The sequence below is a fragment of the Kitasatospora sp. NPDC001540 genome (genome assembly GCF_042894345.1).
GTDB classification, from domain to species: domain Bacteria; phylum Actinomycetota; class Actinomycetes; order Streptomycetales; family Streptomycetaceae; genus Kitasatospora; species Kitasatospora phosalacinea_C.
Genome location: NZ_JBIAVO010000028.1, coordinates 86,095 through 107,412 on the forward strand (window position 1 = coordinate 86,095; position 21,318 = coordinate 107,412).

Below are 21,318 nucleotides of genomic sequence, written 5' to 3' on the forward strand. Positions count from 1 at the left end.
GCGGGGGGGGGGGGGGGGGTTGTCCCCCCCCCCCCCCCCCCCCGCCCCGCCGGCCCCCCCCCCCGGGGGGGCGCGGGGGGGGCCCGCGGGGGGGCCCCCCCCCCCGCGCGCCCGCCCCCCCGCCGCGACCACCGCGGCCGTCCTGGACCGGTACGGCCACCCGGTGCCGCCCGGCACCCCGGGCGAGCTGGTGCTCGGCGGGGCCGGGCTGACGCACGGGTACCTCGGCCGTCCCGGGGCCACCGCGCGGTCCTTCGTCCCCGACCCCGACGGCCCGCCGGGCGCCCGCCGCTACCGCACCGGCGACCTGGTGCGGTACCGCGCCGACGGCGCCCTGGAGTTCCTCGGGCGCATCGACGACCAGCTGAAGGTGCGCGGCTACCGGATCGAGCCCGGCGAGGTCGAGGCGGCCCTCCTCGGGTGCCCCGGCGTCGCGCACGCCGCCGTCGCCGCGCACGGCGACGTCCTCACCGCCTACGCCGTCCCGCGGCCGGGCGGTCCGGCGCCCGCCCCGGACGGGCTGCGCGCCGCGCTCGCCGCCGTCCTGCCGCCGCACGCCGTCCCGCACGCGTTCGTGCTGCTCGACGCGCTGCCGCTCACCCCCAACGGGAAGCTGGACCGCCGGGCGCTGCCCGCCCCGTCCCCCGGCGCCGGGCCGTCGGCGGCGCACGTGCCGCCGCGCACGGAGGCCGAGGAACTGGTCGCCGAGGTCTGGCAGGAGGTGCTCGGCCTGGAGGGGGTCGGCGCCCACGACGACTTCTTCGACCTCGGCGGGCACTCCCTGCTCGCCACCCGGGTGGTCGCCCGGCTGCGGGCCGCGGTCGACCTCGCCGTCCCGCTCCGGACGCTGTTCACCCACCGCACCGTGGCGGCCTTCGCCGAGGCCGTCGAGGCGGCGCTCGCCGCCGAGATCGACACCCTGTCCGACGCCGCCGCCGAAGAACTCCTGGCCGCCCAGGACGCCCTGGAAGGACCCCGCCCGACCCCATGAGCACCGCCGACAGAACCACCGCGGCCGGGCCGTCCCCGGCCGCCGCGCCCCCGGCCGCGGGAGCGGCGCTCTCCGACCCCAAGCGGGAGCTCCTGCGCCGCCGGCTGGCCGCCCGCAACCGGCCCCGGACGACCGCGGTGCCCCGGCGGGCCCCCGGGACGCCCGTGCCGCTCTCCTTCGCCCAGGAACGCCTGTGGTTCATGGAGCAGTTCGCCCCCGGCACCTCCGCGTACAACATCCCGGTCGTCCGGCGGCTGCGCGGCCCGCTCGACGCGGAGCTGCTGCGGGCCGCGGTGGACAGCAGCGTCGCCCGGCACGAGACGCTGCGCTCCCGCTACCCGGCGACCGAGGACGGGCGCCCGCTGCTGGTCGTCGACCCGCCCGCCCCGACGCCGCTGCCCGTGGTCGGGGCCGCCGACGAGCGCGCCGCCGAACGCCTGGTGGACGAGGCCGCCGCCGTCCCCTTCGACCTGGAGAGCGGTCCGCTGCTGCGGGTGCTGCTGGTCCGGCTGGCCGAGGACGACCACGTCCTGCTGATCGTCGTCCACCACAGCGTCGGTGACGGCTGGTCGAGCGAGGTCCTGCTCGGCGAGGTCCTGCTCGGGTACGCCGCCCGGGCGGCCGGAGCGCCCGACCCGTTGCCCGAACTGCCGGTGCAGTACGGCGACTTCGCCCTGTGGCAGCGCGAGCGGCTGAGCGGTGACCGGCTCGCCGCGGAGGTCGACCACTGGCGGCGCGAACTCGCCGGCGTCGAGCCGCTGCAGCTGGCCTTCTCCCGGCCCCGCCCCCCGCGCCAGACCTTCGAGGGCGCGGGCTACGGCTTCGCGGTGGACCGGCCGCTGCTCGACCGGCTGTCCGCCCTCGCCGCCCGGCACGCCGCCACGCCGTACATGGTGCTGCTCGCCGCGTTCCAGCTCCTGCTGGCCCGCTACAGCGGCCGCCGCGACTTCGCCGTCGGCTCACCGGTCGCCGGCCGCCCGGAGCCCGAACTGGAGCCGCTCGTCGGCATGTTCGTGAACGTGCTCGCGCTGCCCGCCCGGCTGGAGGGCGACCCGACGTTCGGCGAACTGGTCGCCCGCACCCGCGAGACCTGCCTGGAGGCGTACGCGCACCAGGAGTTGCCGTTCGCCCACCTGGTCAGCGAGCTGAACGTGGCCCGGGACGCCTCCCGGCCGCCGGTCTTCCAGGCCGTGCTCGCCGTCCAGAACTACGCCACCCAGCGCGCCGCGGCCATGGAACTCCCCTTCGACGTCGAGCCGTTCGGCGTCCGGGCCAGCGGCACCCGGTTCGACGTCGAGCTGTTCCTCCAGGAGTGGCCGGACGGCCTGCGGGGCTCCTTCAACTACAACACCGACCTGTTCGCCGAGCCGGACGTCGCGGCCCTGGCCGCCCACTTCGACCGGCTGCTGCGGGCCGTCGCCGCCGACCCCGACACGCCCGTCTCCGCGCTCGACACCCTCACCCCGGCCGAACGCGCCTTCGAGACCGAGCAGTTCAACGACACCGCGGTCGATCGCCCCGCCACCACCCTGAGCGCCCTGGTCGCCGAGCAGACCGCCCGGACGCCGGACGCCGTGGCCGTCGCCGTCGAGGGGCGCCCCGCGCTCACCTACCGCGAACTCGACGCCCGCTCCGGGCGGATCGCCGCCCGGCTCGCCGCCGAGGGCGTCGGCCCCGGAAGCCTGGTCGCGGTGAGCGCCGAACGCTCGCCGGAACTCGTCGCCGCGCTGCTCGGCGTGCTGCGCTCCGGCGCCGCCTACACGCCGGTCGAACCGGACTACCCGGCCGAGCGCCGCGCCTTCCTGCTCGCGGACAGCGGCGCCACCGTCCTGCTCACCCAGCGGGGCCTGCCGACCCCGGTGGGCTGCACCGCCCGGGTGCTGCTGCTCGACGACCCCGTGGAGTGGCCCCGGGCCCGCGTCCTGCCAGCGGGGCCGGAGCCGGACGACACCGCGTACCTGATCTACACCTCCGGCTCCACCGGACGCCCCAAGGGCGTGCCCAACACCCACCGGGCCATCGCCAACCGCGTCCGGTGGATGCAGGACGCCTACCGCCTGGGCGCCGACGACGCCGTCCTGCAGAAGACTCCGACCGGTTTCGACGTCTCGGTCTGGGAGTTCTTCTGGCCGCTGACCGCCGGGGCCCGGATCGTGCTGGCCCGGCCGGGCGGGCAGAAGGACAGCGGCTACCTGCGCGACCTGATCGTCTCGGCCCGCGTCACCGTCGCCCACTTCGTCCCCGCGATGCTCACCGCCTTCCTCGCCGAGGAGGGCGTCGAACGCTGCACCACGCTGCGCCGGGTGGTGTGCAGCGGCGAGGCGCTGCCGCCCGACGCCGCCCGGGAGCTGACCGCCCGGCTGCCCGGGCTGGCGCTGGCCAACCTGTACGGGCCGACCGAGGCCGCCGTCGACGTCTCGGCCTGGGAGTGCGCGGGGCCGCTGGAGAGCGTGCCGATCGGCCTGCCGATCCACAACACCCGGCTCTACGTGCTCGACGAGCGGCTGCGCCCGGTACCGCCGGGCGCCCCCGGGGAGCTCCACATCGGCGGCACCGCCGTCGCCCTCGGCTACCACCGGCGCCCCGGGCTCACCGCCGCCAGGTTCGTCCCCGACCCCTGGGGCCCGCCCGGCTCCCGCCTCTACCGGACCGGCGACCTGGCCCGCCGCCGCGCCGACGGCGCCCTCGAACACCTCGGGCGGATCGACCAGCAGGTCAAGCTCCGCGGCATGCGGATCGAGCCCGGCGAGACCGAGGCCGCGCTCCGCGCCCAGCCGGGCGTCGCCGACGCCGCCGTGGTGCTGCGCGAGGACCGCCCCGGCGACCAGCGGCTGGTCGGCTACCTGGTCGTCGCCGCCGGTGCCGAGGAGCCCGACCACGCGGCGCTGCGGACGGCGCTGCGGCGCAGCCTCCCGGAGCACCAGGTGCCGACCGCCTTCACCGCCGTGCCCGCCCTCCCGCTGACCCCCAACGGGAAGCTGGACCGGCGCGCCCTGCCGGTGCCGCTGGTGCAGCGATCGGCGCGGGCCGCCGAGCCCGCGACGGCGGCCGAACGGGTGCTCGCGGAGATCTGGGCGGAGGTCCTCGACCTGCCCTCGGTCGGGGCCGACGAGGACTTCTTCGACCTCGGTGGCCACTCGCTGCTGGCCACCCAGGTGGTCGCCCGGGCCCGCAGGCGGCTGGCGGAGGCGGGGGCCCGGCCGGTCAGCGTCATGGACCTGTTCACCCACCGCACCGTCCGGGAGCTGGCGGCCGTCGCGGACCGCTCCGACGGCGAGCGCGCCCCGCGCGGCCTGCTGCACCGGCTCACCCGGGCGGTGCCGGCCGACCGGCGCCGGCTCACCCTGGTCTGCGTCCCGTACGGCGGCGGCAGCGCCGTCGTCTACCAGCCCGTCGCCGACGCGCTGCCCGCCGACACCGAACTGTGGGCGGTGGCCGTCCCCGGCCACGACCTCGGGGTGACCGAGGAGCACCTGGCCTTCGACGCGCTCGCGGCCAGGATCGCCGCCGAGGTCCGCGAGCGCGTCGAGGGCCCGCTCGTCGTGTACGGCCACTGCGCGGTCGGCACCGCGCTCGCCGTCTGCGTGGCGCGCCTGCTGGAGGCGTCCGGCCGCGAGCTGGAGGGCGTCTACGCCGGGGCCCAGTTCCCGTTCGCGCGACCGCGCAGCCGGGTGCTCTCGGCGCTCGGCAAGGTCGCCTCGCTCGAACCGCTGGTCGGCGACCGCACGTACGCCAACTGGCTGACCGGCATGGGCGTCGACACCTCCGAACTGGACGAGGAGCAGGTCCGGTTCGTGGTGGGCAACATGCGCCGGGACACCAGGGCGGCCGAGGACTGGTTCACCCGGGCCATCGCGGAGGTCGCCGACGGCGCGCCCCGGCTGCGGGCGCCGCTGGTCTCCCTGGTCGGCGACCGCGACCCGGCGGCCGACTTCTACCAGGAGCGCTACCGCGAGTGGCTGCTGCTGGCCGAGCGCTCCGCCGTGGCCGTGCTCGACGAGGGCGGGCACTTCTTCATCACCTACCGCGCGGCCGAGGTCGCCGCCGCCGTCACCAGCGTGCACCGGGCCGTCGCCGACGGGACGACCGCCGCGCTGCCCGCGCCGGGTCCGGAGAACTCCTGGTGGTTCCACGCCGAGACCGGGGCCGCCACCGCCGGGGGCGCCGGGAGCGCCGGGAGCGCCGTCGAGGACGCCGCCCCGGCGGACGACGGACCGACGGACGACGGACCGGCGGACGACGGGCCGCAGCCCAGCATGCGGCGCTTCCTGCTGGTGGCCGGGGGCCAGTTGGTCTCCATCACCGGCTCGGCGCTGACCGAGTTCGCCCTGCCGATCTGGATCCTGCTGCAGACCGGCTCGATGGCCCGCTACGCCCTGTACGCGGTCGTCGCGATGCTCCCGGGCATCCTGGTCGGCCCGCTCGCCGGGGCCGTCGTCGACCGGCTGGACCGCCGCGCGGTGATGCTCGGCGGCGACCTCGCCGCCGCCGCCACCCAGGCCGCGCTGCTGGGGCTGCTGCTGGCCGGGCGGCTGCAGTCGTGGGAGGTGTACGCGCTGCTCGGCGTGCTCTCCGTCGCCCTGACCTTCCAGCGGCTCGCCTACGCCTCCGCCGTGCCGCAGCTCGTCCCCAAGCAGTACCTGGGGCACGCCAACGGGATCGTCCAACTCGCTTTCGGAACGGCGCAGTTCGTCGTCCCGCTGGGGGCGGTGGCGTTGCTCTCCGCGATCGGGCTGCGCGGCATCCTGGTCATCGACGTGGTCAGCTACGCGCTCGCCGTCGGCGTGCTGCTCGCGGTCCGCTTCCCGCGGACGCTGCCCTGGACCAGGCGCGAGTCGCTGGTCGCCGAGATCCGCAACGGCATCGCCCACACCTGGCGCCACCGCGGCTTCCGGGCGATGCTCCTGTGGTTCGCCGGTCTGAACGTCTTCCTGTCGCCGCTGTTCCTCCTCACCACCCCCCTGGTCCTCGCCTTCGGCGACCTCGCGGCGGCCGCCCGGGTGGCGGTGGCGGGCGGCGCCGGGGCCCTGCTCGGCGGGGTGGCCATGGGGTTCTGGGGCGGGCCGCGCCGACACCGGCTGCGCGGGATGCTGGCCCTGGCGGGCGTGCTGGCGGCGGCGGGCGCCGTCACCGGGCTGCGCCCGAACCTGTGGGTGGTCGGGGCCGGGGCGTTCGGCATGTCGTTCGCGCTGTCCCTGGTCAACGGCGTCTACGCGACGATCGTCCAGACCAAGGTCGCGCAGCGCTTCCACGGCCGGGTGTTCGCCCTGAACACCCTCGTCGCCTGGTCCACCCTCCCGCTGGGCCACGGGGTCGTCGCCCCGCTGGGCTCCGCCCTGCTCGGCCCGCTGATGGAGCCCGGCGGCGCGCTCGCCCCGGTGTTCGGCCCGGTCGTCGGCACCGGCCCGGGCCGCGGCATCGCCCTGATGTACGTGCTGTTCGGCCTGGCCATGATGGCGCTGGTCGCCCTCGGGCTGCGGCTCCCGGCGCTGGCCCGCTTCGATCGCGACGTCCCCGACGCCGAACCGGACGACCTGGTCGGCCTGCGCGAACGGGCCGCCCGGGCCTCCGCGGTCCGCCGCGCCGAGGGGGGCGCCGCGTGAGCGCGCCCCGCGCCGCCGTGCCGAGCGCGGCCCCGGCCACCCTGCCCGCCCTGCTCGCCCACCGCGCCGCGGCGCACGGGGAGCGGACCGCGATCGTCAACGGCGAGCGGCGCCTGTCCTTCGCCGACTGGCAGCGGCGCAGCGGCGCCCTCGCCGCCGTCCTGCGCGCGGCCGGTCTGGCCACCGGGGACCGGGTCGGCCTGTGCTACGGCACCGGCGGCTGGACGGAGTTCGCGGTGGCGTTCCTCGCCGTGCTGCGGGCGGGCGGGGTGGCCGTGCCGTTCTCCGACCGGACGCCGCCCGCCGGGGTCGGCCACCTCTTGGCCGACTGCGGGGCGCGCTTCCTGCTGCACGGACCGGCCGGGGCTCCGGCAGGGGTGCCGACGGGGGTGCGGACGCTCACCGAGCAGGACCCCGACCTGTCCGGCCCCGTCCCCGACCTGCCCGCCCCGGAGCCGGGGGCACCCGCCCAGATCCTGTACACCTCCGGCACCACCGGAACCCCCAAGGGCGTCACCGCCTCCCACGCGAACCTCGCGCACGGCTGCACGCTCGACGAGCGCCGTCGGCCGCTGCGCCACTCGGCCGCGTTCCTGCACACCTTCCCGGTCGGCACCAACGCCGGGCAGACCATGCTGGTCAACGCCCTGAACGCGCACGCCCGTTGCGTGGCCGCGCCGCAGTTCACCCCGGCCCGGTTCCTGCGCCTGATCCCCGAGCACCAGGTCGGCAGCGTGTTCCTGGTGCCCGCCACGGCGATCGAGGTCCTGGCCTCCCCCGCGCTGGCCGCGGCCGCCGGGAGCGGGGCCCTGGACGGCGTCCGCCTGGTCGGCTCCACCGCCGCGGCCCTGCCGCAGCCCGTCGCGCTCGGCCTGAGCCGGGCCTTCGCCGGGGCCCAGATCGTCAACTACTACACCTCCACGGAGGCCGCCCCGGCCCAGGTCACCCTGCTGTTCGACCCGGCCCGCCCGCAGTCGCCCGGCCGCCCGGCGTCGCTGGCCGACCTGCGCGTCACCGACGGCGCGGGCCGCCCCGTGCCGCCGGGCGCGGCGGGCGAGCTGTGGCTGCGCTCGCCCGCCGCGCCGCGCAGCTACCTCGGCGAGCGGGACGAGGAGACCTTCCGGGGCCGGTGGACCCGGATGGGCGACCTCGGCCGGATCGACGAGGACGGTTTCCTGCACCTGCTCGACCGGGAGCGCGACGTGGTCAAGTCCGGCGCCCACAAGGTCTCCACCCTCCAGGTCGAGGACGCGCTGCACGCCCACCCGCTGGTCGCCGACGCGGCGGCCGTCGGCGTCCCGCACCCCGTCCTCGGCAGCGTGGTGGCGGCGTTCGTGGTGCCCTCCGGCGAGTTGACCGCGGCCGCCCTGCGCACCTTCCTGCTGGACCGCCTCGCCGTCCACGAACTGCCCGCCACCGTGCACTTCCGCGACGCCCTCCCCCGCAACGAGGCCGGCAAGGTCCTCAAGCGGGAGCTGCGCCGCGCCCTCGACCCCGACACCCGTGAGGCCGCCCCGTGACCCTCCCGACCTCCCCCGCCCAGCACGGCGTGCGGCTCACCGAGCACGCGCTGGACGTCGGCTCCGCCTACCACCTGGCCGTCGCCGTCGAACTGGCCGGCCCGCTCGACGCCCCGGCCCTGGACCGGGCGTGCGCCGCCGTCACCGCCCACCACCCGGCCCTGACCGGCGTCCCGGCACCGGACGGCGGCCCCGGCCGGACGGTCGCGGTGCCCGCCCCGCGCCGCGTCGAGTGCACCGCCGGAGAGCTGTCGGAACGGCTCGCCGAGGAGCGCTCGGCCCCCTTCGACCTGCTGGCCGGTCCGCTGTGCCGGTTCGCGCTGCTGCGGACCGGGCCGGAGCGGCACGTCCTGCTGTTCACCGCCCACCACCTGGTCTTCGACGGCGAGTCCAAGGAACGGCTGGTCGGCGACCTCGCCGCGGCCTACCGGGGCGATCCGCTCCCGCCGGTGCCCGACCGCGTCCACCCGACCGCGGAGCCCGCGCCGGAGGAGCTGGCGGACGCCCGCGCGCTGTGGGCCGACCACGGTCCGGACCCGGCCGCCCCGGTCCTGCCCGGCCTCGTCCCGCCCGCCGACGGCGGCGTGCTGCCCGCGCCCGGCGCCGAGACCGCCTTCCGCCTCCACGGGCGGCGCTGCGCGGCCCTCTCCGAGACGGCGCGCCGGATCGGCGTCACCCGTTTCGAACTGCTCACCGCGGCCTGGCACGCCCTGCTGGTGCGCTACGGCGATCCCGCCCCCACCACCGCGGTCGAGCTGTCGCTGCGCCCGCCGGGCGCGCCGGTGGCGATCGGCCTGGCCGTCAACGAACTGCCGTTGCGGGTCGCCGCCCCGGGCGCCGCCCACCCGGCCGAGCTGCCGTTCGCGGACTGGGCCCGCGCCGTCCGGGCCTCCCTTCGGGCGCTGTACCGGCACCGGGCGACGCCCTTCGGCCGGATCGTGCGGGGCCTGACCCCCCGCACCGCGCTCGCCCCGCTGTCCGTCAGCTACCGGCGCCGCCCGGCCGCCGCCGCACCGGACTTCGGCGCCGTCGCCGCCGAGGTGCAGTGGATCGGCTTCGCGGGCACGGCCCGCAACCTGCTCCACCTCCAACTGGTCGACTGCGGCGACGAGGTGCGCGGCAGCCTCCAGTACCGTCGCTCGGCGCTGCCGCCGGGCACCGCCGAGCGGATCGTCGGGCACTGGACGCGGCTGCTCGACGGGGCCCTCGCCGACCCCGGTACGACGCTGGGCGCGCTGCCCCTGCTCGGCCCGGACGAGCTGCGCGCGCAGGTCGCGCCACCGGTGGCGCGCAGCGGTCCGGCCCCCGCGACCGTCCCCGGGCAGTTCTTCGCCCGCGCGGCCGAGCGGCCCGACGCGGTCGCCGTCGTCGCGGCGGGCACCGCCCTGACGTACGGTCGGCTGGCCGAGCGGGTGGAGCGCGCGGCGGCGGCGCTGGTCGGGCGCGGCGCCGGGCCGGGGACGCTGGTCGGCATCGAGCTGCCCCGGGGCCTGGACCAGCTCGTCGCGGTGCTCGCCACCCTGGCCGCCGGGGCCGCCTACCTGCCCCTCGACCCCGGCTACCCGGCGGAGCGGCTGGCCCTGGTCCGCTCCGACGCCGCGCCCGCCCTGCGGGTCACCCTGACCCCCGAGGGCCCCGGCGACCTGGCCCCGGCGGACCTCGCCGCCGCTCCGGGCGGCCGTCGCCCGCTGCCCCCGCCGGACCCGTCCCTGCCCGCCTACGTGCTCTACACCTCCGGTTCCACCGGCCGCCCCAAGGGCGTCGAGGTGCCGCACGCGGCGCTGGCCAACGTCCTGGCGGCCCTGCGGGAGCGGCTCGGCTCGGGGGCCGGGGACCGCTGGCTCGGGCTCACCTCGCTGTCGTTCGACATCTCCGCCGTCGAGCTGTTCCTGCCGCTCACCACCGGCGGCCGGGTCGTCCTCGCCCCGGCGGAGGAGCACCGCGACGGCCCGGCCCTGCTCGAGCTGCTCCGGGACGAGCGGGTCACCCACGTGCAGGCCACGCCCAGCGGCTGGCGGCTGCTCCTGGACGCCGGTCTCCCCGGTCCCGCCCCGGGCCTCACCGCGCTCACCGGCGGCGAGGCGCTGCCCGCCCCGCTGGCCGCCGAACTCACCGCGGCCACCGCGCGGTTGGTGAACGTGTACGGGCCGACCGAGGCGACCGTCTGGTCCACGCTGGCCGATCCCGCCGTCGGCGGCGACGGCGCCGTCTCCCTCGGCGACCCGCTGGCGGGCACCGGCGCGTACCTGCTCGACCCCGGCCTGCGGCCCGTCCCGTACGGCGTCGCGGGCGAGCTGTACCTCGGCGGGGCGGGGGTGGCGCACGGCTACCTAGGCCGCCCCGGCCTGACCGCGAGCCGGTTCCTGCCCGACCCGTACGGGCCGCCCGGCAGCCGGATGTACCGGACCGGCGACCTGGTGCGGCGTACCCCGGACGGCGCGCTGGAGTACCTCGGCCGCACCGACGGCCAGGTGAAGCTGCGCGGCCACCGGATCGAACTCGGCGAGGTCGAGGCCCGGTTGGCCGAGCACCCCGGCGTGGCGCGGGCGGCCGTGGTGGCGCACGGCCCGGAGGGGGAGCTCCGGCTCACCGCCTACGTCGTCCCGGCCGGGCCCGCCCCCGCCCCGGAGGAGCTGCGCGCGCACCTGGCCGGTGTGCTGCCCGCCGCCGTCCTGCCCGGCGGGTACGTCGTCCTCGACGCCTTCCCGCTGACCCCGAACGGCAAGCTGGACCGGGCCGCGCTGCCGGAGCCGGTGGCCGCCCGCCCCGAGCGCCCGACCGGGGCGGAGGCGGGGGCGCAGGGCGGAGCGCAGGCCGGGGCGCAGGGCACCGACGCGGTGGTCCTCGGCATCTGGCGCGAGGTCCTCGGCCTGGACGACCTGGGGCCCGACGAGGACCTCTTCGACCTCGGCGGGCACTCGCTGACGGTCACGGCCATCGCCGCCCGGATCCGCCACCGCCTCGACGTCGACGTCCCGCTGGACGTCTTCTTCGACACCCCCACCGCACGGGACGTCGCAGCCGCCGTCCGTGCCCTCCGAGAGGAATGACCCGTGACCCGTGAGATCCGCTACCGCGTCGTCGTCAACGACGAGGAGCAGCACGCCCTGTGGCCGGAGGGCGCCGACCTGCCGGCGGGCTGGCGGCCCGAGGGGTTCGTCGGTTCCGAGGAGGAGTGCACGGCGCACGTCGACCTGGTCTGGCCGGACATCCGGCCGCTCTCGGTGCGCCGCCGCCTGGCCGCCGGGGCGGACGGCCGGTGAGCGCCCCCGACGCTCCCCCGTCCCGTCCCGCCTCCCCGGCCCCGGGCACCGACTCGCTCCGGCTCCGCCTCGCCGAGTCGGTGGCCCGGGCCTGCGACGGCGCCGTCGGCGCCTCGGAGGTGCTGGCGTCCACCGAGTCGCTCGCCGCGCTCGGGGTCGGTTCGCTCGCCCTGCTGCGCCTCGCGGACGCGGTGGAGGAGGAGTTCGGGGTCCTGCTCGACCTCGGCGACGGGGCGCTGCACACGGACGGGTTCGACGGGCTCGTCGCGCAGCTGCGGCGGCTCGGCGCGGCGGAGCCCCGGTGGGCCCCGTGACGGGGGCGGCGGCGCGGGAGGAGGTCCTCGCCGTCCCATTCGCCGGGGGCGGCTGCGGGACGGCGCCGCTCACCTGGGGGCAGCGCGCCATCTGGCACGCGATCGGCCGGACGGCGCCGAACGACCACTACTTCAACCTCGGCCGGGTGCTGCCGCTCGCCGACCGGGGCGCCCCGGTGGACGCCGCGCGCCTGGTGGCCGCGCTGACCGCCCTGGTGCTGCGGCACGAGGCCCTGCGGACCAGGCTGACGGTGCTGCCCGACGGCGCCCCGGGCCAACGGCTGTACGGGGAGGGGCAGTTCGACCTGCTCGTCCGCGAGGAGCCCGACCCCGGCCGGGCCGGCCGGACGGCCGAGGAGCTGCTGGCGGAGCTGTCCGGGCACCGTTTCGGGTACGCGGACGAGTGGCCGGTGCGGCTGGGGGCGGTCCGCTCCGCCGGGCGGATCACCCACGCCGTCCTCGCCCTGTGCCACCTGGCGTCCGACGGGCACGGCGCGGAGGTCCTGGTGCGCGACCTGCGGCTGCTGGCGCGCCGCGGCTCGGCCGGGCCGGTCAGCCCGCGGACGCCGCTGGAGCTGGCCCGGCGGCAGGCCGGGGAGGCGGGGCGGCGGTCCGGCGCGGCCGCGCTGGCGCACTGGGAGCGGGGCCTCGCGCAGGCCCCGCCGACGATGTTCGCCGCCCCGGTCGCGGCGCCGCGCGCGCCCAGGTTCTGGACCGGCCGGCTGGTCTCGGCGGCCCTGCCCCGGGCCGTGGACGCGCTGGCCGCCGACCACGGCGTGAGCGGGTCGGCGGTGCTGCTGACCGCGGCGGCCGCCCTGGTCGCCGCCGGTCAGGGGCACCGGACGGCGGCCGTCATGCCGATCGCCGGGAACCGGGCCGCGGCGGACCTCCGCACCATGGTCAGCACGCTGTCGCAGGACGCCCTGGTGGTGCTGCCGCTGCCGGACGACCCGGCGGGGGCCGCGGTCTTCACCGACCTGCTCCCCGGGGCGTTCGCCGCGTCCCTGGCCGGCTACCGGGCCGCCTGCTACGACCCGGTCGAGTGGGACGCGCTGCTGGAGCGGCTGGCGCGCGAGCGCGGCACGGAGGTCCACCCGTACTGCTGCTTCAACGACATGCGGCTGACCGAGCGGGTCACCGCCCCCGGCGGCGCGCCGGACGCCGGGGAGCTGGAGCGGCTGCGCGGGCGCACCGTCCTCGACTTCCCGGCCACCCAGGAGCGGGTGGCCTGCCGGTACTGCCTGCACCTGACCGGCGACGACGCCGAGTTGACCGTCACCCTGACCGCCGACACCGCGTACCTGCCGCCGGAGGCGATCCACGCGCACCTGCGCGCCCTGGAGGAGGTGGTGGTCGCCTCGGCCGCCGGTGCGCCACCGCGGCTGGCCGACCTGGGCGGGCTGCTCGACCCGTCGCGGGCCCGCGCGTGACGGCCGCGCCCGTCCCGCGGCCCGTCGTCCGCGCGGACGCCACCTCCTGCCCGCAGGGCGGCCGGATCCGCTGCCGGACGGCGGCCGGCGACGGCGGTCCGCTCACCGGCCGGGTGGTCGTCACGGACGTGGTGGCGGACCGCACGGTGCTGGTCGCGCAGGTCCGCGGCCCGGTCCACGACCTGGAGGTGCCCGCGGCGTGGCCGAGTTCGCTGTACCGGGCGAGCTTCCACGACCACCGCCCCGAGGTGCCGCGGCCCGAGCGGGACGCCGAGCACGAGGTGTGGTTCGCGGTGCGGGCGGCGCGCCCGGGCGGCGCCTCCCCGGTCCTGGTGAGCGTCCCGTTCCCGACCTGGCGCGCCTACCACCGGGCCGGTGAGCCGGGCCGGAGCCTGTACTACTCGGAGCAGCCCGCGCGCGCGGCCCGCGTCCCGCTCGACGCGCCCGGCGGGGGCCCGCCGCCGGAGCGGTGGGAGGAGCCGCTGCTGCGCTGGCTGCACCGGACCGGGCGCCCGGTCGAGTACTGCTCGGGCTTCGACCTGGACGACGGGGCGGAACTCCTGGCCGCCTACCGGGTGCTGGTGGTGAACGGCCACGACGAGTACTGGACGGCGGACATGCGGGACGCCGTCGAGGGGTTCGTCCGCCGGGGCGGCAACCTGGCGGTCTTCGCGGGCAACACCGCCTGGTGGCAGTTCCGCCTGGAGGACGGCGGCCGCACCATGGTCTGCCACCGCGACGCCGCGACGGACCCGGTGGCCGCCACCGACCCGTCCCGGACGACGGTGGAGTGGTCCAGCGCGCCGGTCGACCGCCCCGAGAACGCGATGACGGGCGTGAGCTTCCGCCGGGGCGCGGGGGCGTGGGGCGAGGGCATGGCGGTGATGGGCCGCGAGGCCTACACGGTGCGCTTCGCCGACCACTGGGTCTTCGAGGGGACGGGCCTGGCGGACGGGGACGCCTTCGCCCGGGGCGCGCTGGGCTACGAGACGGACGCGGCCGAACTCGACTGGTCGCTCGGCGTACCACGGGCCACCGGGCGGGACGGGACGCCGCGCTCCTTCGCCGTCCTGGCCACCGCCGACCTGGGGCACTGGCGCGCCTACGGGCAGGGCGGGTGGGCGACCATGGGGATCATGCGGCTCGGGGCGGGCTCGGTGTTCAACGCCGCCACCATCAACTGGGGGCGGGCGCTGGACGACCCGGCGGTGGCACGGGTGACCCGCAACGTCCTCGACCGGTTCTCCGAGCCGCCCGCGCCCCGCTGGCACACCGTCGGCCCGGCGCCCGGGCTCCGGGCGCTCGCCGCCTGCGAGGGCCTGCTGTTCGCCGTGGCCGGGGACGGGACGACCCTGCTGCACCGCGAACCGTCCGAGCAGAACCTGCCGTGGACGCCCTGCCCGCCCTCCCCGGAGGGCCCGGGCCACCGGCTGCGCTGCCTCACCGCCCCCCGCGAGGCCTGCCACCCGCTGCCGCTGGCGCTCCTGGCCGTGACCGAGGACGACCGGCTGGTGCACCGCGCACCCGTCACCGGCGCGGCGCCGTGGGTCGACGCCGGGCCCGTCCCGCGCGGCACGACGGCGCTCGCGATGTGCGACAACGCCCTCTTCGCGGTCACCGCGCACGACGACACCCTCCACCACCGCCCGGCCCACCTCCCCGCAGCGGCCTGGACCGCGCTGGGCCCGGCCGGCGGCGCGACCGCCCTCGCCGTCCTGCACGCCCGCCTGCACGCCGTCACCCCCGACGGCCTGCTCACCCGCCCCCCGCTCCTCACCCGGGCCCCGTTCGTCCCCTTCGCCCCGCCGGTGCCCGTCCCCTCCACCGGACCGCTGGCCCCGCACGCCGGCCGCCTGCTGTTGGCGACGGGCGACGGGCGCCTGCTCAGCCATCCGGGCTGCCTGACGACGGGGGCCGCCCGAGTCGCACCGTTCACCGGACCGGCCCCGGCCACCCGGGAGGCCGGGTCCGTCCGATGAGGTCCCCGGTGCTGCTCCGCAGAAGTTCGTGGAGGAGTGTTGATCAGATGGCCAGACCGCTGAGGTGGAACTCGCCCGCGCAGTCGAGGGCTTCTTCCGGGGATCCGCCTGGCAGTCCGCTGGGCAACCGGGCAGCCACGTAGGTGAATCCAGCGCGGAAACGGGTCGCGATGTTCTCCACGTGCGGCCAGCGTTCGCGAGCGTGGCGGTTCAGGCGCCGACGCAGGTGGTGTTGCGTCGATTCCGGCGGGTTCTTCGGCCCGGGCCCATCCTGCCGGGCGCGGCCGCGAACCGCCATGATCGTTGGCCGTGGGTGGGCGACGGGCCGGGACGGCGGTTGTGGTGGTGCTCGATGCGGAGGTCCGCGAGCTGTCGGAGAGGACGGCGGCCTCGGTGAAGTCCGAGGTGCGGGCGGTGCTGCGGGCCAAGATCGTGCTCGCGGTGGCGGACGGACTCACCAACGGCGTGATTGCCCGGGAGTTCGAGGTTCGCGTGGCGATCGTGGCCACCGCGACCGGCACACCACCCCGTCCGGAGGCGACCTGGTCCCACCGGGCCATCGGCCGGCGGGTGGCCGGCACGTGCTTCGCGCCGGTCTCCGCCTCCCAGGTCGGCCGGATCCCGGCCGGTCTGGACCTGAAACCGTACAAGGTCCGTGGCTGGCTGGCCCGCCGGGACACCCCCGGCTTCTGGCAGCGTGCCGCCGCCGTTCGCGCCTTCTACCTGGATCCGTCCGAGGGTGCGGTGGTGCTCTCGATCGACGAGAAGACCGCGAGCGTCGCCCGGTCACGTCGCCATGCGGGGCGTCCCGCGCGCCCCGGTGAACCCGCCCGGCAGGAGTTCGAGCACCCGGCGCCACGGCACCGCTTCCCTCGTCGCCGCTCTCGACATCTGCACCGGCGAGGTCCTCGCCGAGGTGGTCGCCCGCAACGACGGGGGGCCTTCACCGCCTTCCTGGACCAGCTCGAGCAGGCGATCGTCCCGGGCAGGGAGATCCACGTCGTACTCGACATCGGTTCCTCCCACACGGCCAGACGCACCAGGGCGTGGTCGGCCGCGCACCCGCGCTGGCACGTCCGAAAGCTGGAGGCCTACGTGATCGGGCACGACGAGACCGCCAAGCCCTACCGGTGGACCTACGAGGGCACCCCGCTCGAGGCCGCCTGATCAACACCCCTCAACGAACTTCGTCGCCCGTTCTGCTCCACTGCTCGGCTTCGGGGCTCCACTGGATGGACCAGGGAGGCGTGTGTGCCCGTAGTTACCCGCCCGAGTTCCGCCGCAAGGTCCTTGATCTGATCGACGCCGGACGCCGGTCGGGGCAGGTCGCGGCTGACCTCGGGATCAGAGGTCGGCGGGTCCGCCCGGAGTTTCGGACACCGGAAGGTCGAGGGTGGCGATGGCTCCGCCGTCGGGAGCGTTTGCGAAGGCCAGGCGGGCGTTGAGCACTGCGGCCTGGCCGGTGGCGATGGTGAGGCCGAGGCCGTGGCCCTGGCCGCGTTCGGCGGCCCCCGTGCGGAAGCGCTGCGGTCCGTCGGTGAGGAGGGCGTCCGGGAAACCGGGTCCGTGGTCGCGCACGGTGACCCGGTTGCCGGTGACGGTGACTTCGACGGGGGCGGCGCCGTGTCGGTGGGCATTGGCCACGAGGTTGGTGACGATCCGTTCTACACGGCGCGGGTCGGTGCGGACAGCGGCGGGTGCCGTCAGCCGAAGCCGGGTGTCGCCGCCGCCCTGCGTGCTCACCTGAGCGATGAGCTCCCCCAGGGGGACCTCGTCGAGCCGGGCACTCTCGGCACCGGCGTCGAGACGAGAGACCTCCAGCAGATCCTCCACCAGGGCGCGCAGAGCACGGACTTGCGTGCGAACCAGGTCGCTGGCCTCGTCCTCCTCGGGCAGCAGACCGGCGGCCGTGACCAGACCCATCAACGGGGTGCGCAGTTCGTGAGCGACATCGGCGGTGAAGCGCTTCTCCACGGCGAGCCGCCCCTGCAGCGTCGCGGCCATCTCGTCGACGGCCGTGGACATCTCGGTGATCTCGTCACGTGCGCGGCCCCGGCGCCCGATCCGGGCATCGAGATCACCGTTCGCGATCCGGCGGGCCGTCCGGGACCCGTGGCGCAGGCGCCGGTTCATCCGCTCAGCCGCCAGCGCGGTGAGCGGCACGACGACGGCGAGGGCGGCGAGGGCGGCCTTGACGATGCTGCGGTCCAGCAGTTGGAGACTGCGCACCGTGGCACTCATGTCGGTTCGGACTGTGAGCACCTGATCGTCGGCGGTTGGGACGGCTGCCCACATCCAGTACCAGTTCGGTGCTTTCACGTCGTACCACAGGGCGTACTCCCCAGGGAGCCTTAGACCCTCGACGGCTTGGGCCAGTGGCTCGGGCAGGCTTGTCCTGGGCTGGAGCGAGGCGTTGTCGGGGCGGCGACCGGTGCGGGAGAACTCCTGTTCGGCGGCGGCGAGTCGAGTGATCGCCAGATCGCGCCCGGTCCGGTCGCCTCGCTGCGCGGTCGCCTGGTGGACGAGCAGCCCGATCACCAGGGCGACCGCACCGCAGGCGAGCGCGACCAGAGCGGTGATCTTCCAGCGCAGGGAACGCGGGTCCAGGAGGCGCGGGCCGGTGCGAGGTGAGCTCATCGCTCAGCCCCGGAGAAGCTTGTAGCCGAAGCCTCGGACGGTTTCGATGCGGTCGGCCCCGATCTTCTTGCGCAGCCGCACCACGCACAGGTCGACGACCCGGGTGTCACCCTCCCAGCCGTAGTCCCAGACCTCGCGCAGCAGACGGCGGCGGTCCAGGACCGTACCGGGGTTCTCCGCGAAGACCAGAAGCAGGCGCAGTTCGGTGGGAGTGAGGGGGACGGTACGGCCGTCGAGGAATACGTCCAGGCCACGCAGGTCGATGGTCAGGTCGCCGAGGGTGATGACGTCCGGCTCCTGCTGGGCGGCGGCGGGCCGGGGCCAGTTGTGCGGCTCGCTCGGCGCCGCCCGTCCCTGCGGTGCTGGCTCCGCGGCCAGGTGGTCTCGGAAGGTGGCCCGGCGCAGCAGGGAGCGGATTCGGGCGACGAGGACGGGGACGTCGACGGGCTTGACCACGTAGTCGTCCGCGCCGGCCTCCAGCCCGGCCACGACGTCGAGGGCGTCACCACGGGCGGACATCATCAGGATGGGGGTGAGGGTCTCCTCGCGGACGCGCCGGCACAGGCTGACGCCGTCGAGACCGGGCAGCATCACGTCCAGGATCAGGACGTCGTGTGCGCCGGCTCGGACCGCGTCCAGGCCGTCGAGCCCGTCCCCGGTGACGTCGACGTCGTAACCGTAGCGTTCCAGGGCCAGCTGGACGGAGCGGCGGATGACGGCGTCGTCCTCGACGAGCAGCACGCTGACCGCGTCGGGCACTCGGGTTGCGGACAAGACTTCTCCGATGTCGTCGCTCGGCGTGGGGTGCTCATTCCAGCACGTCGGTGGCCCGGTCGCGCTGGCGGGGGCTGCTGGGCGGGGGCCGGGGCCCCGGCCGCGCCGGAGGGCGCGGATGGTGGTCACAGCCGCAGGGATGCCGCGACCGGGAGGTGGTCGCTGCCGCTGCTGGGCAGGGTCCACGCGGAGCGCGGGGTGATGCCTTTCACGAGGATCTGGTCGATGCGCACCACCGGGAACGACGCCGGCCATGTGAAGCCGAAGCCGGCCCCGGCTTCTTGCTGGGCCGACCGCAGCGGCCCGGTGAGCGTGCGCAGCGCGGAGTCGTCGAAGGAACCGTTGAAGTCTCCCAGGACGACGACCCTGGGAAGCGGCTCGCTCTGTACGGCGGCGGCGAGTTTGGCAGCTGCCTCGTTGCGGTCGCCGGTGGTGAACCCCGCGTCCGGGCGTACCCGGACCGAGGCGAGGTGTGCCGCGTACAGGGCGACGGGGCCCTGGGGGGTCAGGACGGTGGCGCGCAGGGCCCTGGTCCACGGCATGATCTCCACCGGCTCCACGTCTTGGAGCGGGTACTTGCTCCACAGGCCGACGCCTCCGCGCACCTGGGAGTAGGGGTAGGCGACGGCCAGATCGTGCCGGTAGATCTCCTGCGCACCACTCGCCAGTTCCTCCACCGCCACGACGTCGGCCCCGGAGCCGGCCAGGGCCCGTGCTGTCCGGTACGGGTCGGGGTTGTCCTCGTTCACGTTGTGGCTGACGACTACGAGGTTCCCGCCGCCCGTGCGCTTGTCGAGGAGCGCCGGTGCGAACAGAACGGTCCAGACGAGGGCTGGTAGCAGGACGGAGACCGCTGCCAGGGCGGAGCGCCGCACCGCCGCGAGGAGGAGCAGCACCGCGACGCCCAGCACCGACCAGGGCAGCACGGTCTGCCAGAGACTGGCGAGGTTGAGCGGGCCGTTCGGCAGCCAGGAGTGCAGTGCCATCAAGGCCGCGAACAGCGCAGCGGACCACGCGATCAGCCGCCCGCGCCGCCCAGCGGCACGACGGGTGCCACAGCGACGGACGCGGTGGCGAACCGTCCGGCGCCGGGGCCCGCGCCCGCCGTCGTCACCCGGCCCGTGGACCGGGTTGGCGGTGCCCGCGGCCGGGGAGGTCGACGAGGCCGTGCCGGTGCCCGCGCTCATGCCCACTCCCGCTGGCCGCCGTCGAGTGCCGGCAGAACGTCGGGCAGCTTCTGCCGCAGGGCGTCGACGAGCCGGGCGCAGTTCTCCAGAGCGGCCCGCAGGCCGTCGGCCGGGGGCGCGCCGACCCGCTGGCCGAGCACCACGCCGTAGACGAGTCGGCGCCCCGAGCCGCTCCTCGCGTCGGCGACCTCCAGCGCCCACATCAGGTTCCCGCCCGCCGACGTGGTCGAACCGGTCTTCAGACCCACCACCCCGGGCCGGTCGAGCAGCGTGTTGGTGTTGCGCAACGGTGCGGCGCGACCCGGGAGCGTGGTGTCGCGCAGGGCCACGACGGCCCGCAGCACCGGGTCCTTCATCGCCTCGCGGGCCAGTTTGAGCTGGTCGACGGCGGTGGACACGGTCGTGGCCTCCAGGCCACTGGCCCCGGTGTAGGTGGTGGCGGTCATTCCCAGCCGGGCGGCCTCCGCATTCATCCGGGACACGAACGCCTCCTCTCCGCCCGCGTCCCACCGGGCCAGCAGCCGGGCCACGTTGTTGGCGGAGGGGAGCAGCATCACTTCCAGCAGCTTGCGCAGGGTGAGTCGCTGCCCGGCGGTGACGGGGGCGGTGGATTCGTCCGCCGAGCCCGCCTCGGCAGCGGCCGTCGCGTCGACCGTGATCGTCGGCCCGTCCTCGCCGTCCCTGAGGGGGTGGTCCCTGAGAATGACGTACGCCGTCATCACCTTGGTGACGCTCGCGATCGGTACCGGCTGCTGCGACCCTTTGATGCCGAGTATGCCGACCTTTGCCACAGCGACGGCGGACTGTCCCTCCTGCGGCCACGGGAGACCGAGAGCGGCGACGGCTTCGGGGGCCGGCAGTACCAGCGCTCCTCCCGCCCGGGCGTCGTTGCTCCTGCCCGCCTCGCCGCCCTGCCGGGCCGCCAGCGTGCCGCCCCCGGCGCCGGCGAGCAGGACGACGGCCAGGGCCCCCAGTGCCCTGCGGCGGGAGGGTGACGGCCGGCCGGGTGTGGTGCGCAGGTCTCGGTCTTCAGGTTGCGTGGGGACTGACACGACGGCTGCCTCCCGGAGCCAGAGGGACAAAGGACTCCGGTGCCGCTGGTCACCGGGTGCCTACAGGCTCTGTGACCAGCGCTTCGACCTGGTCGTAGCGCCGCTTCCGCCGGCGCGCAATCGTGTATCAGCCGTGTACCGGATGGTCCTGCTCGGGATCTTCCGGGCTCCGCTGGAAACGGTCACCTCCCATGGCTGTGGCGGCGGTTCTGCCGACCGCCACGGAGCTGGCCCCGGCGCTCACCCCTTGTGCGCGCCCCTGTCGTGCGCTGGTCAACGAGACCGCCAAGCCCTACCGGTGAACCTACGAGGGCACCCCGCTCGAGACCGCCTGATCAACACCCCTCAACGAACTTGCGCGGAGCCGCACTAGTGCCGCGTCAGGCAGCCTTCGCCCGTCGCGACGCCCGGCACGCGCCCTCCTTGCCCGCCACCGGGCAGGAGGGGCCCGCTCGCACGGCACCAAGGGGGCACTAGGGCGCGTATCTGGTTGTGATCAATTTGCGGGTTCTGCCCTGGTGGTAGGCCCTGGTCCGGTAGATCGTGTTGTATGACGCGAGTGCAACTG

Annotated in this window: 14 protein-coding genes and 1 pseudogene (1 of these 15 only partly in view); 10 read left to right on the top strand and 5 right to left on the bottom strand. The window is 76.3% G+C overall.

The annotated features are described in order from the left end of the window. The 9 genes and pseudogenes from ACFY00_RS27820 to ACFY00_RS27860 form a co-directional block, all read left to right on the top strand. A protein-coding gene (locus ACFY00_RS27820) for a condensation domain-containing protein (RefSeq protein WP_388034275.1) crosses the window boundary here: on the top strand, positions 1-212 show its 3' portion. It extends 2,452 nt beyond the left edge of the window; only the last 212 of its 2,664 coding nucleotides appear in the window; its start codon lies off the left edge, out of view; it ends in the stop codon at positions 210-212. Next, a pseudogene (locus tag ACFY00_RS27825) lies at positions 101-991 on the top strand (phosphopantetheine-binding protein); the annotation flags it as partial. The gene ACFY00_RS27820 and the pseudogene ACFY00_RS27825, both read left to right, overlap by 112 nt. Then, positions 988-6,594 carry an amino acid adenylation domain-containing protein gene (locus tag ACFY00_RS27830; protein WP_388034276.1) on the top strand — a complete coding sequence of 1,869 codons (5,607 nt, stop codon included), beginning with the start codon at positions 988-990 and terminating at the stop codon, positions 6,592-6,594. The pseudogene ACFY00_RS27825 and the gene ACFY00_RS27830, both read left to right, overlap by 4 nt. Further along, positions 6,591-8,114 (top strand): AMP-binding protein, encoded by a 1,524-nt coding sequence (locus ACFY00_RS27835; RefSeq protein WP_388034277.1) that lies wholly within the window; start codon positions 6,591-6,593, stop codon positions 8,112-8,114. Before ACFY00_RS27830 ends, ACFY00_RS27835 begins: the two co-directional genes overlap by 4 nt. Next, positions 8,111-11,164, top strand: coding sequence for an amino acid adenylation domain-containing protein (locus ACFY00_RS27840; RefSeq protein ID WP_388034278.1), 3,054 nt, complete (start codon positions 8,111-8,113; stop codon positions 11,162-11,164). Before ACFY00_RS27835 ends, ACFY00_RS27840 begins: the two co-directional genes overlap by 4 nt. 3 nt (positions 11,165-11,167) lie before the next feature. Next, a complete protein-coding gene (locus tag ACFY00_RS27845; RefSeq protein ID WP_388034279.1) occupies positions 11,168-11,377 on the top strand; it encodes an MbtH family protein in 210 nt (69 codons plus the stop codon). Beyond that, positions 11,374-11,691 carry a phosphopantetheine-binding protein gene (locus ACFY00_RS27850; RefSeq protein WP_388034280.1) on the top strand — a complete coding sequence of 106 codons (318 nt, stop codon included), beginning with the start codon at positions 11,374-11,376 and terminating at the stop codon, positions 11,689-11,691. Before ACFY00_RS27845 ends, ACFY00_RS27850 begins: the two co-directional genes overlap by 4 nt. Next, complete coding sequence (locus tag ACFY00_RS27855) at positions 11,679-13,121, top strand: condensation domain-containing protein (protein ID WP_388034281.1); 1,443 nt, start codon at positions 11,679-11,681, stop codon at positions 13,119-13,121. The genes ACFY00_RS27850 and ACFY00_RS27855 overlap by 13 nt, the downstream gene beginning before the upstream one ends. Further along, the gene (locus ACFY00_RS27860) at positions 13,118-15,100 is read left to right on the top strand and encodes a N,N-dimethylformamidase beta subunit family domain-containing protein (protein ID WP_388034282.1); all 1,983 of its coding nucleotides are present in this window, start codon (positions 13,118-13,120) and stop codon (positions 15,098-15,100) included. The genes ACFY00_RS27855 and ACFY00_RS27860 overlap by 4 nt, the downstream gene beginning before the upstream one ends. 43 nt (positions 15,101-15,143) lie before the next feature. On the opposite strand, the gene ACFY00_RS27865 is transcribed toward ACFY00_RS27860, so the two are convergent. Then, positions 15,144-15,281 carry a hypothetical protein gene (locus ACFY00_RS27865; RefSeq protein ID WP_388034283.1) on the bottom strand — a complete coding sequence of 46 codons (138 nt, stop codon included), beginning with the start codon at positions 15,279-15,281 and terminating at the stop codon, positions 15,144-15,146. Positions 15,282-15,439: 158 nt separating this feature from the next. On the opposite strand from ACFY00_RS27865, the gene ACFY00_RS27870 reads away from it, so the two are divergent. Then, positions 15,440-16,267 carry a hypothetical protein gene (locus ACFY00_RS27870; RefSeq protein WP_388034284.1) on the top strand — a complete coding sequence of 276 codons (828 nt, stop codon included), beginning with the start codon at positions 15,440-15,442 and terminating at the stop codon, positions 16,265-16,267. 177 nt (positions 16,268-16,444) lie between these two features. Here ACFY00_RS27870 and ACFY00_RS27875 read toward each other — a convergent pair whose 3' ends face one another. From ACFY00_RS27875 to ACFY00_RS27890, 4 genes are all read right to left on the bottom strand, one after another. Then, positions 16,445-17,737: a sensor histidine kinase gene (locus ACFY00_RS27875; protein WP_388034285.1), complete on the bottom strand. Its 1,293-nt coding sequence runs from the start codon at positions 17,735-17,737 to the stop codon at positions 16,445-16,447. A gap of 3 nt (positions 17,738-17,740) precedes the next feature. After that, the gene (locus tag ACFY00_RS27880) at positions 17,741-18,511 is read right to left on the bottom strand and encodes a response regulator transcription factor (protein WP_388034286.1); all 771 of its coding nucleotides are present in this window, start codon (positions 18,509-18,511) and stop codon (positions 17,741-17,743) included. A 125-nt stretch (positions 18,512-18,636) separates the two neighbouring features. Further along, the gene (locus ACFY00_RS27885; protein WP_388034287.1) at positions 18,637-19,497 is read right to left on the bottom strand and encodes an endonuclease/exonuclease/phosphatase family protein; all 861 of its coding nucleotides are present in this window, start codon (positions 19,495-19,497) and stop codon (positions 18,637-18,639) included. A gap of 197 nt (positions 19,498-19,694) precedes the next feature. Then, the gene (locus ACFY00_RS27890; RefSeq protein WP_388034288.1) at positions 19,695-20,417 is read right to left on the bottom strand and encodes a D-alanyl-D-alanine carboxypeptidase family protein; all 723 of its coding nucleotides are present in this window, start codon (positions 20,415-20,417) and stop codon (positions 19,695-19,697) included. Positions 20,418-21,318 lie beyond the last annotated feature (901 nt).